Origin of the sequence: Terribacillus halophilus, from assembly GCF_900162685.1 — a bacterium.
Lineage (GTDB): Bacteria > Bacillota > Bacilli > Bacillales > Amphibacillaceae > Terribacillus > Terribacillus halophilus_A.
The window spans coordinates 1,247,422-1,263,243 of record NZ_LT727828.1 but is presented as its reverse complement, the minus strand read 5'-3'; the positions used below and the strand labels follow the sequence as shown (position 1 = coordinate 1,263,243).

At 43.2% G+C, this 15,822-nt stretch carries 13 protein-coding genes and 1 pseudogene; 1 reads left to right on the top strand and 13 read right to left on the bottom strand.

Annotated features, from left to right (window positions below; translation table 11 throughout):
* Positions 1-82 precede the first annotated feature (82 nt).
* From B1K52_RS10830 to B1K52_RS10780, 11 genes and pseudogenes are all read right to left on the bottom strand, one after another.
* On the bottom strand, positions 83-1,114 hold the full coding sequence (locus B1K52_RS10830) for a glyceraldehyde-3-phosphate dehydrogenase (protein ID WP_077308106.1): 1,032 nt from the start codon (positions 1,112-1,114) through the stop codon (positions 83-85).
* Between the two features lie 116 nt (positions 1,115-1,230).
* A pseudogene (locus B1K52_RS18275) lies at positions 1,231-1,587 on the bottom strand (cytidine deaminase); the annotation flags it as partial.
* A gap of 120 nt (positions 1,588-1,707) precedes the next feature.
* Positions 1,708-2,310, bottom strand: coding sequence for a dephospho-CoA kinase (coaE, locus tag B1K52_RS10820; protein ID WP_077308104.1), 603 nt, complete (start codon positions 2,308-2,310; stop codon positions 1,708-1,710).
* Positions 2,311-2,324: 14 nt separating this feature from the next.
* Entirely contained in the window at positions 2,325-3,149 is an 825-nt protein-coding gene (gene mutM / locus B1K52_RS10815; RefSeq protein WP_077308101.1) for a DNA-formamidopyrimidine glycosylase, read from the bottom strand.
* A 21-nt stretch (positions 3,150-3,170) separates the two neighbouring features.
* Positions 3,171-5,804 carry a DNA polymerase I gene (gene polA / locus B1K52_RS10810; protein ID WP_077308099.1) on the bottom strand — a complete coding sequence of 878 codons (2,634 nt, stop codon included), beginning with the start codon at positions 5,802-5,804 and terminating at the stop codon, positions 3,171-3,173.
* Positions 5,805-5,897: 93 nt separating this feature from the next.
* On the bottom strand, positions 5,898-7,271 hold the full coding sequence (pnpS, locus tag B1K52_RS10805) for a two-component system histidine kinase PnpS (protein ID WP_077308097.1): 1,374 nt from the start codon (positions 7,269-7,271) through the stop codon (positions 5,898-5,900).
* Positions 7,271-7,966, bottom strand: a complete 696-nt coding sequence (locus tag B1K52_RS10800) for a response regulator transcription factor (RefSeq protein ID WP_077308095.1) — start codon at positions 7,964-7,966, stop codon at positions 7,271-7,273. The genes pnpS and B1K52_RS10800 overlap by 1 nt, the downstream gene beginning before the upstream one ends.
* A gap of 358 nt (positions 7,967-8,324) precedes the next feature.
* The gene (gene mdh, locus B1K52_RS10795) at positions 8,325-9,263 is read right to left on the bottom strand and encodes a malate dehydrogenase (RefSeq protein ID WP_077308093.1); all 939 of its coding nucleotides are present in this window, start codon (positions 9,261-9,263) and stop codon (positions 8,325-8,327) included.
* Positions 9,264-9,284: 21 nt separating this feature from the next.
* Positions 9,285-10,556 (bottom strand): NADP-dependent isocitrate dehydrogenase, encoded by a 1,272-nt coding sequence (gene icd, locus B1K52_RS10790; protein ID WP_077308091.1) that lies wholly within the window; start codon positions 10,554-10,556, stop codon positions 9,285-9,287.
* Between the two features lie 74 nt (positions 10,557-10,630).
* Positions 10,631-11,749, bottom strand: a complete 1,119-nt coding sequence (gene citZ, locus B1K52_RS10785; protein ID WP_077308089.1) for a citrate synthase — start codon at positions 11,747-11,749, stop codon at positions 10,631-10,633.
* Positions 11,750-11,923: 174 nt separating this feature from the next.
* The gene (locus B1K52_RS10780; RefSeq protein WP_077308087.1) at positions 11,924-12,388 is read right to left on the bottom strand and encodes a DUF441 domain-containing protein; all 465 of its coding nucleotides are present in this window, start codon (positions 12,386-12,388) and stop codon (positions 11,924-11,926) included.
* A gap of 46 nt (positions 12,389-12,434) precedes the next feature.
* On the opposite strand from B1K52_RS10780, the gene ytvI reads away from it, so the two are divergent.
* Positions 12,435-13,553, top strand: a complete 1,119-nt coding sequence (ytvI, locus tag B1K52_RS10775) for a sporulation integral membrane protein YtvI (RefSeq protein ID WP_077308085.1) — start codon at positions 12,435-12,437, stop codon at positions 13,551-13,553.
* Here the strand turns inward: ytvI and B1K52_RS10770 are convergent.
* Together B1K52_RS10770 and pyk are read right to left on the bottom strand one after the other, a co-directional pair.
* Positions 13,550-13,942, bottom strand: coding sequence for an FxsA family protein (locus tag B1K52_RS10770; RefSeq protein WP_077308083.1), 393 nt, complete (start codon positions 13,940-13,942; stop codon positions 13,550-13,552). The genes ytvI and B1K52_RS10770 overlap by 4 nt on opposite strands.
* A 106-nt stretch (positions 13,943-14,048) precedes the next feature.
* Positions 14,049-15,809 carry a pyruvate kinase gene (gene pyk, locus B1K52_RS10765; protein WP_077308081.1) on the bottom strand — a complete coding sequence of 587 codons (1,761 nt, stop codon included), beginning with the start codon at positions 15,807-15,809 and terminating at the stop codon, positions 14,049-14,051.
* Between the last annotated feature and the right edge of the window lie 13 nt (positions 15,810-15,822).

Genomic DNA, 15,822 nt, shown 5'->3' with positions numbered 1-15,822 from the left:
ATGCATGCAAAAAGAAGTATATAGTGTTTGTACCTGTTTGGCAAGCAAACTTCCGAAATATCTCCAGGGGGATATACAAAGATTACATAACTTCTGCGCTATTCGCTTCTCTTACACCGTTTCCGACTAATGTCGCTAGATCGACTACCCTGCAGGAATAACCCCATTCGTTATCATACCAAGCGATAATCTTTATCTTGTTTTCTTCCATTACAATAGTAGATAGTCCGTCAATGGTTGCTGACTGCTCTGTCGTTGTGTAGTCGATGGATACAAGCGGTTCTTCACTGTATGAAATAATACCACGCATATCCGTCTCAGCAGCTGTCCGGAAAGCATCATTCACTTGTTCAGCCGTAACAGACGCTTCAACATCTACTACCAAGTCTACAAGTGATACATTCGGAGTCGGCACACGTAAAGCCATACCGTGAAGCTTCCCTTTCAAATGCGGAAGTACTTCTGCAAGCGCTTTGGCTGCACCTGTAGTAGTCGGTATGATTGACTGCGTACAGCCTCTCGCACGACGAAGATCTTTGTGCGGATTGTCGATATTTTTTTGATCATTGGTAAAGGAATGCACCGTCGTCATTAAGCCATTTTTAATTTTGAAACATTCATCGAGTACTTTCACAACTGGTGCTAGGCAATTGGTCGTGCATGACGCATTGGAAACGATGTGATGGATGTCACTTTTATATGTCCGCTCGTTTACACCCATAACAATTGTTGCGTCCACATCTTTACCGGGAGCTGTAATGACAACTTTCTTCGCGCCTGCATCCAGATGTGCAGATGCAGCTTCTTGAGAACAGAATTTACCTGTAGCTTCGATCACAACGTCCACACCAAGCTCTTTCCATGGAAGCAGTTCCGGGTTGCGCTGACCTACTACAGTAATTTTTTTGCCATCATATAAAATAGTATCTGTTTCTGCATAAACTTCTTTATCCAAATTACCATGAACGCTGTCAAATCGCAGTAGATGAGCCAATGTTTCTGCCGGATAGGAGGCATTCACTGCTACAATCTCCAAATCAGGCAGCTCCATTGCTCGTCTGCAAACCAATCTTCCAATTCTGCCAAATCCATTAATCGCGATACGTATTGTCATCGTATTGCCTCCTTTAATGTGCCACACTATATTGTTTAAACTTTAATATAGTATAACACAATAAAAGAATAGTGCGAACGAAAAAGACATTTATATATCAAATTATTTTGTGTACTTTCTTGCAAGAGCTCTAATACATTATTTTTTGCTAACTCACCATTATAGGAAAGAATGACATCTGAATCTTTCCATTATCATTCATCAACTTACGGCATATCACGCAAGGAGCGGATGTGGGTGAGCAACTGGTACAATAGTTTCCATCTCAGAAGCCCCTCAGATATGGACTTACCAATAGCTATGGCTTTCCCACAGACAGTTATGCGGTCGACATTGGCTTCCACATGTACTGCCGAATACATTTCACCCGATTTTTTTTCGTACAGCTGAGCCAATATGATGACGACCATAGCTGTAGTTCTTTTTAATACATTCTCTGCTTCTTTAATTAGCTGCTTATCTTGGTCATCCAGCGACTTTACTTTAACAAGCGGTCTTCACTCCTCCTGTTATACAACATTCCCACTATAATCCAGATGATTTTCAAATAAAATAAAAGGCCAAATCGCAAAACGATTTGGCCTTTCTATTGTTCACTTGTCTATAATCTCCCAAGAAGTCAGTAGCTGCTCGAGCTGCTCCTGTGTCTCTTTAGGGGTGCCGTTATTGTCAATCACAGCATCCGCTTTGCTCGCTTTCTGCTCTAATGACATCTGACTGTTGATTCGATCCATTGCTGCTTGCTCTGTTAATTCATTCCGCCGCATGAGCCGTTCCAGCTGAACGGATGAATCGACATACACAACAACCACTTTATCGACTAGCTGCAGCTGATTTCCTTCGAATAGCAGCGGAATATCCAGCACGACAGCTGGGTAAGTTTTTTTCAGCCGATCACGCTCTGCTGTCATTCTCTCTCTAACAACAGGATGAACAATATTATTTAGCTGCTCCCGCTTTTGCTCGTCCCGAAAGATAATACTGCCAAGCTTGGGCCGGTCGAGTGTTCCGTCTGAAAGCAGAATCTCTTCCCCAAAACTTTTAACGATTGCTGCCAAAGCTGGCTCACCGGGTTCTACTACTTCCCGTGCTACTACATCAGCGTCAATCACTGGAATTTTGTATTCTCTAAACAAATCACTGACGGTGCTTTTCCCGGATGCAATGCCCCCAGTTAATCCAATCACCAAGCTCATAGCTGGATCCTCCTTTACTGCTGACAAGAAGTACAGAGATGCGTTCCTCTGCCGCCTACTTTTATCTTTATAATTTCCCGGCCGCAATTTGGGCATGGTGTACCTTGCTGGCTGTAAACTTGCAGCTCATTTTGGAATGATCCTATCTTTCCTTGGCTGTTTACATAGCTGCGAATTGTACTGCCACCTTTTTCGACTGCTTCCAGCAGTGTTTCAGCAGCTGCTTGCTGAATCCGAACCAATTCGATATCGGTTATAGAAGAGCCGCGCCGTTCTGGGTGGACACCTGCTTTGAATAATGTTTCATCTACGTAAATATTACCCAAGCCGGCTACAACCGTTTGATCCAGCAGGATATTTTTGATCATCCGGCTGCTTTTTTGTACCTTCTCTTTGAAATAATCCAGTGTAAAAGATTCATCAAAAGGTTCCGGACCAACTAAGGTTAACGGCGGTGCGTCGTTTTCCTGTCCTTCGTTAAACAAATGCATTGTACCAAACTTGCGCACATCGTTGTAACGCAGCTGTTCCCCATTTGTCAGCTTAAAAATAACATGTGTATGCTTATTGTCCGGCTCTGTTTCCGGCTTTAGAGAGAACTTTCCTTCCATTCGCAAATGGGAGACAATGACATCTCCATCCAAATAGAATAAAAGAAACTTTCCTTTGCGGCCGACAGATCGAAACGTCTGTCCTTTCAGCCGTTCGATAAAAGCATCTGCGCCTTCATCAAATTTAATAATTTTATGCCAGTGGACAGTAATATCGGCAATCGTCTTGCCAACGATAAGCTGTTCCAATGTTCTTCTTGCTGTTTCTACCTCTGGTAATTCTGGCATTTCCTGTCCTTCTTTCCGTGCTTATTTCGCGTCATACCATGTCTTCCCGTATGAATAATCCACTTTTAGCGGCACATCCAGCTTCACTGTATGTTCCATCACATCAGGAACAACTTCTTTTAGTTTTTCAATCTCTGATTCAGGCGCTTCGAGAATCAATTCATCGTGTACGGACAGCAGCAGCTTCGCTTCCATTTGTTCTGTTTCCAAACGTTCTGCTAAATCAATCATAGCTTTCTTAATAATATCTGCGGCACTGCCTTGAATTGGTGTATTCATCGCTGTACGTTCAGCAAAACTGCGTACATTGAAGTTTCGGCTAGTCAAATCGGGCAGGTAACGTCTGCGATTCATGATCGTTGTTACAAATCCTTTTTGCTTCGCATCCTGAACGATGTCTTCCATATACGTTTTAACACCTGGGAAGCTCTTGAAATAACGATCGATGAACTGTTGTGCTTCCTTCCTTGTAATGCCAAGACTTTGAGACAGTCCATAATCACTGATTCCATAAACAATACCGAAGTTAACAGCTTTTGCTTGGCGTCGCATATTACTTGTAAGATCTTTCTCTTCTACATGAAATACATCCATTGCTGTTCGGCTGTGAATATCCATATCTTCATTGAACGCTTCAATCAGCTTTTCATCTTGTGCAATATGCGCTAGTACGCGCAGCTCGATTTGGGAATAGTCAGCCGCAAAAATAACGTAATTATCTTTCGATGGAACGAAAGCTTGTCTAATTTTACGTCCCTCTTCCAGTCGAATTGGGATATTTTGCAGATTGGGTTCCGTTGAACTTAATCGCCCTGTTTGGGTCAATGCCTGATTGAACCGTGTATGAATCTTATTGTCTTTATCCACTACTTTCAGCAAACCTTCAATATATGTGGACTGCAGTTTGCCTAATTGACGGTACAAGAGCAGTTGCTCAATAATCTCATGCTGGTCCGCCAGCTGTTCTAATACGTCTGCAGAGGTAGAATAGCCTGTTTTGGTCTTCTTAATAACCGGTAAGCCCAATTTCTCAAACAAGATCGGACCGAGCTGCTTTGGTGAATTAAGATTAAATTCTTCTCCTGCCAATTCATATACTTTTTGTTCAATTTCAGTTAATCTGCCGCCCAACTGTTCCTTCATTTCCTGAATTCGCTCTACATCAACTTGCACGCCAAGGTATTCCATTTCACCTAGAATAGCAGCAAGTGGCAGCTCTAAATTCTGGAGCAGCTCCAGCTGTTCGTTTTCCGATAGTTTTGCTTCTGCTTCTGGCTTCAAGTTATAAATAACCATTGCTTTTCTAGCTAAATGTTCGGCAAGTGCTTCCACTTCCGGCACCTTCATCTTGGCACCTTTTCCGTACACTTCTTCATCATACAAAACATCTTTCATTCCTAGGCGATGCCCAATTGCCGGGATGTCGTGATGGTTTTCAGATGCATTGATTAAATAGGAAGCTAATAGCAAATCAAAATTAGCATTTTCCAATGTGATACCATGATGCAGCAACGCTACGACCGTTCGTTTTACATCGAATACCCATTTCGATTTTGAGCTGTCTTGTGCCCATTCCTTGAATACGTCCGAATTGTATGCAACGTCAGAAGGAATAAAATAAGCACCATTCGCATTGGCAAGACCAAATCCTTCTACCTGTGCTGTATGGTAGTTGTCTGTCAGCATCTCAACGACTAAGGCGTCCTCACCAGTGAATAGCTCGCTCTTCACTTCATCAACAATGGTTACATCCAGCGGCGCAAGCTCTTGTGAAACTTCCTCCGTCTCTCCTTCTTCACCAATTCTAGTGAGCAACGATTGGAAACCAAGATCTTTAAAGACCGTACTTAAAGCTGGCGTCTGGTAGCCATCATAATTGATATCAGCAAGACTTACTTCAATTGGCGCTTTTGTATCAATGGTAGCAAGTTCCCGGCTCATATAAGCAGAGTCTTTATTATCGGCAAGCTTCTGTTTGATGCTTTTTCCTGATACTTCATCCAATTGCTCGTAAATGTGATCAAGCGTTTGGAATTGCTTTAGAAGCTTCACAGCGGTCTTCTGTCCGACACCTGGAACACCAGGAATATTATCGGAACTATCACCCATCAATGCTTTCATATCGACGATCTGATCTGCTGTGACTTCCATATTCTCCAGCAAGAAATCCGGCGTGTAGGAATCTGTTTCGCTGATCCCTTTTCTTGTCAGCTGAATTGTCGTCTTATCACTGACAAGCTGCAGAAGATCTTTATCTCCGGAAATGACTTTCACTTCAAATTCATCCTGCTCTGCTTGTTTTGCTAACGTACCGATAATATCATCCGCTTCGTATTGACTGAGCTGATAATGTTTAACTGAAAAAGCGTCCAGCAATTCGCGCAGCAGCGGGAACTGTTCCGATAATTCAGGCGGTGTTTTTTGACGGCCGCCTTTGTATTCCTTAAATGTTTCATGTCGGAATGTCGTCTTGCCCGCATCAAAAGCAACGAGCATATGCGTTGGTTTCTCGTTTTCCAAAATACGAAGCAGCATCGTCGTGAAACCGTAGATAGCATTTGTATGGATACCTTTATCATTATTTAGCAGCGGCAGTGCAAAAAATGCACGGTAGGCAATGCTGTTCCCATCTATTAAGACCAATTTTTTCGTCATAAATCAAGCTCCTTTTTCATCGTTCCTTACTCTACTTTTTAGTTTACCATGTTTCTTTCTGGAAACAAAAAAGATCGTCCAAGTGGACGATCTTTAGCCAAGTGCTTTTGGCAGGCGTATGGAAAATGTCGTACCTTTATTCACTTCACTGCTGACAGATATGGTGCCGCCATGCGCCTCGACGACATGCTTGACGATAGCAAGTCCGAGTCCGGTTCCCCCGGTGTTGCGGCTGCGTGCCTTATCTACCCGATAAAATCGTTCAAAGATCCGATCGAGCGAATCTTCCGGTATACCTAGTCCAGTATCTGATATCTCAGCAAATACGCTATCATTGGATTGGGTGACTTGCAGTCTCACACTGCCATTTGATGACGTGTAATTCACCGCATTATTCATTAGATTAATAACAAGCTGCTTCAGGCGATCTTCGTCTCCCCGCATGATTACACTATTCGGCAGTTCTGACTGCACGTGAATCTGCTTACTTTCCGCATGCTGTTCAATAATCGGCATAATTGTATCAACCATTGAACGGAAGTCCAGCCGCTCCATTCGTATCTGAAGCTCATCTTTTTCCAACCGAGATAGCTCAAGCAAGTCCTTTACTAATGCTTGAAGTCGCTGGCTCTCATTATTAATGATGGTAAGGAAGCGCTCAGTAAGTTCTCTGTCCTCCAGTGCTCCATCTTCGAGCAGCGTTTCCGAAAAGCCGCGGATAGATGTCAATGGCGTCTTCAGTTCATGCGATACATTTGCGACAAAGTCCTTACGCATCTCTTCTACCCGCTTCAACTCTGTAATTTCATAGAAGACAAGTACCGCACCTTTTAGATCATAGGAATCATTAAAAATTGGTGCAGCAACGATTTCGAAGAAGCGTTTCTCCTTTTCCCGCTGAAGGATAAATGCATCGCGGACTTTTTCTTCGTATAGGAAAGCCTCGGATACAACATGATGGATGTGACTTTGGGAAATGGTGTCGTGATAGACATGACCGATGTAATCCTTATCTTTCCCGCCAAATACAGACAGGAACTTTCGATTGACCAGATGGACATATCCTCTTTCGTCCACTAACATCAAACCGCTTTCCATATTGTCGATCACAGTTTCCAGCTGATCTTCCTGCATCTTTTCCAACAGTTCTAGTTCGTGGAGATTGCGGGCAATCTGATTTACCGAGCGAATCAGCCGCCCGGCATCACCATAGAAATTCTCATAATTCCTAGCTTTATAATTACCCTTCACTAGCTCTTCTGCTACTACAGCAGTCATGGAAACGGGTTTGATATAGCGCTCCTGCAATCGGTAAAGCACGGATGTAATTAATGCAGCGCCAATTAGCAAGACACTCCAAAGAATAAACCACTCAGAAGTGATTTGCATAAGGATAAAACCGATTGCCGCAAAGATCAGCAATATAAGCGATCCATACACGACAATCCCATAAGAGCTGCGACGCATTATTGCGGCTCCTCCATCTTATAGCCCAGTCCGCGAATTGTTTTAATAAAAACAGGATGCTTGGAATCAGGTTCAATCTTCTCACGCAAATGACTGATATGAACATCTACGATACGTGTATCACCGACAAAGTCGTAATTCCATACAGAGCTGAGAAGCTGGTCACGTGACATAACCCGCCCTTTGTTCTTCGCCAAATACATCAAAAGTTCAAATTCCTTGCGGGTAAAGCTTAAAGAGTCGCCATTAATTGTTGCTTCATATTGATCCGGAAAGATAGACAAACCAGAAATTTTGATTTCGCCGCTGTCCATAAAACTATCATTCTTGTTCGTCCGACGCAGAATAGCTTTAATTCGGGCCACGACTTCTTTTGGACTGAATGGTTTTGTAAGATAGTCATCCGCGCCAAGCTCAAGCCCCAATACCTTGTCCAATTCTTCGTCACGTGCAGTCAGCATTAAGATTGGAGTATCAATTTGCTTTTGACGCAGCTGCTTGCAAACTTCTGTGCCGTCAAGTTCCGGCAGCATCAGATCAAGCACAATAATGTCATATGTATTTTGCAATGCCTTTTGCAGGCCAGTCATACCATCGAAAGCTGTCTCTGTTTCGAATCCGGCTCTTTCTATATTGAACTGTAATAACGTTACAATAGATTCTTCGTCGTCTACAATTAGTACTTTTTGTGCCATAGATACTAGCCCCCTCTATGCCCATCATACCGTTTTCTAACTGTAAAGTGAACAGTACTAATTCGCTTTCTCTGTTAAGAGTTTGTAAATAAAGCGAAAAAGATAAGAGAACCACCTGAAAGATTAGCTTAAAGGCGAAATAGCGGAGGATTAGATCCACTGCTCTGAAAGGATAACGCTGACTGACACTATATTAAATATGGTGATTCCTGTTGGAGACCTACGTTTTTTTTGCGGAGCAAGATAGCTCTCTAGTACCCTGTAATAAATAAGAAAACCGAACCAATGAAAACTCTGCAAGAATTTTCGTGGTTCGGTTTTCTATTAGACTAAGACTCTATTATCTTCGTGTAAATATTTACTGAAGAACGCTCATGACTTTCTGTACGGATTCAACAGATTTGTCCAGCTGGGCTTTCTCTTCGTCTGTAAGTTCAAGCTGAATAACATCTTCCAGACCGTTACCGCCAATAATTGTAGGTACACCCAGGAAGAGATCGTTATAGCCATACTCTCCTTCCAAGTATGCAATGGCAGGAAGGACACGGCGCTGATCTTTAAGAATTGCTTCCACCATGACTAGCAAGGATGCAGCCGGAGCGTAATATGCACTTCCGTTTCCAAGCAAGTTCACGATTTCACCGCCGCCTTTACGTGTACGTTCCACGATAGCGTCCAGACGATCTTTCGGAATTAATGTCTCAAGCGGAATGCCTCCAGCGTAGGAGTAACGGATAAGCGGCACCATGTCGTCTCCGTGTCCGCCGAGAACAAAGCCAGTAATATCCTTGATGGAAAGATTCAGTTCTTCCGCTACAAATGTACGGAACCGAGCCGTGTCTAGTACACCGGATTGACCAATGACACGATTACGCGGGAAACCGGAAGTCTGGTATACCGTATATGTCATGGCATCAACTGGGTTTGTCAATACAACGATTACACTATTTGGTGAATACTTAACAACTTGTTCTGTAACGGATTTCATAATCTTGCTATTTGTGTTCACAAGATCATCGCGGCTCATTCCTGGCTTGCGGGCGATACCTGCCGTAATAACTACTACGTCAGAATCTTTTGTGTCAGCATAATCTGCTGTCCCTTTTACATGTGCATCGAAGCCTTGAACAGGAGATGCTTCCAGCATATCCAAAGCTTTGCCCTTTGTCGGATCTTCCATATCAGGAATATCGACTAATACGACATCAGCCAGTTCTTTCTGTGCGATGAGGAATGCAGTTGTCGCTCCTGTAAAACCACTACCGATTACGGATACTTTTCTTCGTTTAATTGCCATAATGATTCCTCCTTCGACAGGTTAGTCCATGTTTTTGATTAGTTCGTCACCAAATTCGGATGTTTTCACTTCTGTTGCGCCATCCATCAGACGAGCGAAGTCGTAAGTAACAACTTTGGAAGCAATCGTTTTGTCCATTGCTTTTGTAATGAGGTCAGCTGCCTCTCTCCATCCTAGGTGCTCTAGAAGAAGCACACCAGAAAGGATAACAGAAGATGGGTTTACTTTATCTAAACCTGCGTACTTCGGCGCTGTACCATGTGTTGCTTCGAAAATGGCATGGCCAGTATCATAGTTGATGTTTGCTCCAGGTGCAATACCGATACCGCCAACTTGTGCAGCAAGTGCGTCAGAAATATAATCTCCATTCAAGTTCATTGTTGCTACAACATCGAACTCTGCCGGACGCGTTAGGATTTGCTGAAGGAAAATATCAGCGATTGCGTCTTTCACGACGATTTTACCAGCAGCTTCTGCTTCTTTTTGTGCTTCATCAGCAGCTCCACGGCCTTTTTCTTCTGCAATCTTGTCATACTGATTCCAAGTAAATACTTTATCACCGTATTCAGCTTCTGCAAGCTCATAGCCCCAGTTTTTAAAGGCTCCCTCAGTGAATTTCATGATGTTGCCCTTATGGACAAGCGTCACGCTCTTTCTATTTTCTTGGATAGCATAATCAATTGCAGCACGTACGAGACGCTGCGTTCCTTCTTCTGATACTGGCTTGATACCAATGCCAGAAGTTTCCGGGAAGCGAATGTTATGTACTCCCATTTCATTCTCAAGGAATTCGATGACTTTTTTCACTTCCGGTGAGCCTTTTTGCCACTCAATACCAGCATAGATGTCTTCCGTATTCTCGCGGAAAATAACCATATCCGTATCTTCTGGCTTCTTCACTGGTGAAGGTACACCTTTAAAGTAGCGGACCGGACGCAAGCAAGTAAACAAATCAAGCTCTTGTCTAAGCGCTACGTTCAAAGAACGAATACCGCCGCCGATAGGTGTTGTCAATGGACCTTTAATAGCGATCTTGTAATCACGAATGACTTCAAGTGTTTCTTCTGGCAGCCATTCACCAGTCTTGTCGAATGCCTTCTGCCCTGCATAAACTTCTTTCCACTCAATTGACTTTTCGCCTTTGTAAGCCTTGTCTACAGCAGCCTCGAGTACACGGCTTGCGGCAGCCCAAATATCAGGTCCTGTTCCGTCTCCTTCAATGAAAGGTATAACCGGTCGGTCTGGTACTTGTAGCGCTCCGTTAGTTACTGTGATTTTGTTTGCTTCAGCCATGTTCGATTCCTCCTAAAATAAAATCTGATACTCTATCAGTTTAGCAAATATTGGCCTCTATTGTTGTAAAAATATTAGATTCTTTCTTCAAGTGATGTATACGTACGATGTGTTTCCCCGACATACTCAGCTCGCGGACGGATCAAACGGTTATTTGCGTATTGTTCCAGGATATGCGCAATCCATCCTGAGAAGCGGCTCACCGTAAAGATTGGTGTATACAAATCATGGTCAATTCCTAAGCTGTAATATACCGTTGCAGAGTAGAAATCAACATTCGCTGGAAGATTCTTTTCCTGCTTGACGATGTCTTCTACCTTCACACTCATTTCATACCATTTTGATTGTCCTGAAATTTCGGTTAATTCTCGAGACATTTCTTTAAGAAATTTCGCTCGCGGATCACCTTGTTTGTATACGCGATGCCCCATACCCATAATTTTTTCTTTATTTGCGAACTTATCATCCAAGTATGCTTCCACATTCTCGATCTCACCGATGTCAAACAACATCTCCATTACTGCTTCGTTGGCTCCGCCATGAAGCGGCCCTTTAAGTGCACCAATAGCTGCCGTAAGACCGGAATACATATCAGACAATGTACCGACACAAACACGTGCTGTAAAAGTAGATGCGTTTAATTCGTGATCTGCATGAAGTACGAGCGCTTTGTTCATTGCTTCCACTTCGATGTCTTTTGGTTCTTTCTCGTTAAACATATACAAGAAATTCGCTGCATAACTGTAATCTGCTCTTGGTGCCACAGGCTCGTGACCAGAACGAATACGCGAAAATGCTGCCACCAAGGTTGCGATTTGCGCCTGCAGACGGATCGCTTTTTTTGCATTTGCTTCTGGTGTATTTACTTCTGCCTCTTCGTCATACACCCCAAGCAAAGATACTGCTGTACGAAGCGCCGACATAGGATGAACCGTTTTCAAATCATAGGATTTAAAATGCTCCAGAACTGGTTCTGGAAGCTTTGCCTGCTCAGCCAGTTCCCCTCTTAGCTGTGCAAGCTGCTCCTCATTCGGCAGCTCATTATGCCATAACAAATAAATTACTTCCTCGAAACTGGAATTACTAGCAAGATCATCGATGTTATAACCTGCATATGTCAGTTGATCATCTATAATTGAGCTAATCTTTGACTCTGCTGCTATAACTCCTTCAAGCCCCTTAACTACTGCCATGTTAATCTCTCCCCTTCAGTAAAAGTAAAAATCAATAACATGTGTAATAAAAACTTCAAATTGCCAAGTCTATGAGTGAAGCACTTTCATTATAAACATAATCTGCCTATTTGTGAAATGAAAACGTTTTAATTTTTTTGTTTTCTTTCTAGTCTGATTTGATTTAAATTTTTGTTATTTCGTAAACAAACCGATAACTTGAATGACCATATAAGTAATACCTGCGCCAATCAGCGGTCCGACCGCCACTCCATTTAACAGCACAACAGCAAGGATTGTGCCAATGACAAGCGCTACGGTAACCTGCGGATCAGTTGACATCAGATTAACCCCGTACTTACCAAGAATTGCTACTAAGATACCCGAAGCGAGCGCCATCCAGGCATAATATGATTTCACACTTGCATATAAATCCTTAAAGCCGATTTCTCCGCTTGCAATAGGGACAAGCACAGCAATCGTCAGTACAGTAATTCCGATGCTCATACCTTTGGATGCAAGAAAAGGAAACAGCTTGTCATCGAGCTGCAGTACTTTTATGCCCAGCAGCACATACGCCGCTATGGTGATGGATTGATTTTTCCCAATGATTCCTAAGAGTAAGATGATTACTAAAAACAATGAAGATGTGTTTAACAAGATTATTTCCTCCAAATTTCTTTAAATATATAAAAGGGGTGAGTTCATGCAGATGACGCTGCTCCATCAGCTGCTGCGAATGTGTATCGTCCTCGGCTCTATCGTCGGCTGTATCGCATTCATTATGCTTGCTGCGCCTTATGTTTATCCTTTTATTATTTCATTCGTTCTAGCGATAGTAATGAATCCGATCGTCCGTTTGATAGAAAATAAAACGGTGTTAAATCGGACGGCAGCTGTTGTTCTTATTCTATTGATATTTTTAGGGATTTGTATCGGCGGGTTAGCATTAGCTGTAACAGAAATTGCGCAAGGCGCCACTTATTTAGCCAAGACAGTCCCCGCACATTTCACAGATTTTGTAAGCTATATCCAGAAGCTGTCGGAGCAATATGTGATGCCCTATTATGAACGGCTTTTGTCCTTCCAGCAGGAACTAGATTCCAGTCAGCAAGATGCACTCGACGAAAACCTGCAAGCTGTTGCCCAGCATTTATCTGTTACGCTGGGAGAAGGAATTCAAGCAGCCTTAGAAGCTGTTCCTTTGCTCCTTAGTAAGGCGCCACTCTACATCAGCGTCTGTGTATTTGCTTTACTTGGCACCTTTTTCTTATGTAAAGACTGGGAGAAAATTAGTCGTTTATTGGAACGTGTTCTCCCCGTTATGCTGCTGTCCTCTACAAGACAAGTGGGTGAGGGATTAAAGAAAGCGTGCATCGGTTTTCTCAAAGCACAAGCACTGCTGCTAAGTCTTACATTCCTCATCATGTGCATAGGCTTTGCCGTGCTTCGGATTGAGCACCCTTTTGCTACTGCCTTCTTCATCGCACTCGTTGATATTGTGCCATATATGGGCACAGGTATTGTCTTTATTCCATGGATTTTATATAGTTTTCTGACCGGAAAATTTTCCCTGACAATAGGCCTAGCTGTTCTTTATCTAGTCATTGTGCTTCAACGTCAACTTATGGAACCGAATCTGCTGTCTGTTCAGATCGGGCTTAATCCATTAGCCACGTTAATTGCTGTTTTTGCAGGTTTCCAATTGCTAGGCTTTATCGGGTTGCTAGCCGGACCTGTTCTGCTGGTAATTCTGCATACCCTTTATCAGACAGGTGTGCTGCATCTTTTATGGAACTATGTGAAATATGGCAAACAGATTTAACGGCGATAAACACGAATTGTATTTTTCGCTACGAGCCGCATCAGCAATCCTTGTACCCAATAGCGCAGCTTCCTGCGGCTGAATGGCAGCAAAAACAGCAATCCTAGCACGTCGCTAATAAAGCCAGGCAGCAAGAGCAAGAAGCCGCCAATTAATATACACAAACCGTTTAACAATTCATCCGTCGGCGGCTGTCCGTTCTGCATTTGCTCACGCGCTCTCCTGTAAGTCTGAAGTCCCTCGCGCCGAGCCAAAGCCACTCCAAGCAAGCCTGTGGCCGCAATCAAAAGAAACAGCCAAAGAAACCCAATCTCTAGCCCTGTCCAGATAAAAACGGTAACCTCAAGCGCCGGAAATAAGATAAAAAGAAAAAGTAACGCTTTTTTCATATACAACGCTCCATCATCATTTAGATTACTAACAGTTTACCACAGCGCCTTGCAAACAAAAAAGGAGAGGGGACTTATCCCCCTCTCCTTCCTTCATCCTTCTATTTTACAGGACGCTGGCATGTCCGTCATAAATATCACCTTTGGCTGCATCTACTGTTACGTAGGCACCGCTGCTGATTTTAGTAGTCGCTTCTGCAACTCCTACAACAACCGGAATACCAAGGCTAAGTCCGACAACTGCTGCATGGGAAGTCAAACCGCCTTCTTCTACAATCAGTCCGCCCGCTTTCTCGATTGCAGGCATCATGTCTTTATCTGTGCCGTATGTGACAAGGATATCACCCTCTTGAAGCTCTTGCAGTGCTTCTTCAGCATTTTTAGCTACTACTGCTTTGCCATACACACTGCCTTTGCCGATGCCTTGTCCTTTTGCAAGGATATCACCAATTACGTGAACCTTCATCAAGTTCGTCGTACCAGTTTCTCCGACTGGAACACCTGCAGAAATGATGATACGATCGCCGCGTTTGAACAGACCAGTAGAAAGGCCAGTATCAACTGCAAGATCTAGCATATCATCTGTTGATTCTACGCGTTCACCTGTGATTGCTTCAACACCCCATACAAGCGCAAGCTTACGATTCGTCGATTCATCGAATGTAACAGCAACAATCGGCTGCTTCGGACGATACTTCGAAATCATTTTAGCTGTGTAGCCGCTGGAAGTAGCCGTTACAATCGCACTCACACTCAAATTGATTGCCGTATGACCGACAGACTGGCTGATTGCGTCTGTAATCGTCATATCACTTGCTTTAGAGTTCTTATCAAGAATCGCTTTATGATCAAGTGCTGTTTCGGCTTTTTTCGCGATATTGTTCATTGTACGTACTGCTTCAACTGGATAATTACCAGCTGCTGTTTCACCAGAAAGCATGATCGCATCCGTACCATCGAAGATTGCATTCGCAACGTCGGACGCTTCCGCTCTTGTCGGACGAGGGTTGCGCTGCATGCTATCCAGCATTTGTGTAGCTGTAATAACAGGTTTACCTGCAATATTACATTGCTTGATCATTTCTTTTTGAGCCAATGGTACATCTTCAGCCGGGATTTCAACACCCAGGTCACCACGAGCAACCATTAAGCCATCACTCACCTGCAGGATTGCTTGCAGATTATCGAAACCTTCTTGGTTTTCGATTTTTGGAATGATTTGAATATGACCTGCTTCATTTTTCTCAAGCAATTCACGGATTTCCAATACGTCAGATGGGCGTCTAACGAAGGAAGCAGCGATGAAATCAATTCCCTGTTCGATACCGAACTGAATGTCATTTGCATCTTTGTCAGTAATACCTGGCAAGTTTACACTGACACCTGGTACATTGACGCCTTTTTTGTTTTTCAACAATCCAGAGTTCAATGCCTTTGTTTTAATTTCATTATTCGCTTTATCGATGTCCAATACTTCCAGCTCAATTAAACCATCATCCAGCAGGAACTTAGATCCGACGTGCACATCATTAATCAGACCTGGATAAGTGACAGAAAATCTTTCTTTTGTCCCTTCCATTTCGTTCATGCTGACGAAGATTTCGTCGCCTTTCTCGATATTCGCTTCACCATCTTGCAGAATGCCAGTACGGATTTCCGGACCTTTCGTATCCAGCAGGAGACCGACTGTTCTACCGGCACGGCTTGCTGCTTCGCGGATATTTTTGATACGAGCACCATGCTCTTCATAATCCCCGTGGGAGAAATTAAGACGGGCAACATTCATGCCTGATTCAATTAGCTGGACTAGTGTTTCTACGGACTCAGAAGCTGGTCCGATTGTACATACGATTTTTGTTTTTCTCATTATGAGAATCCTC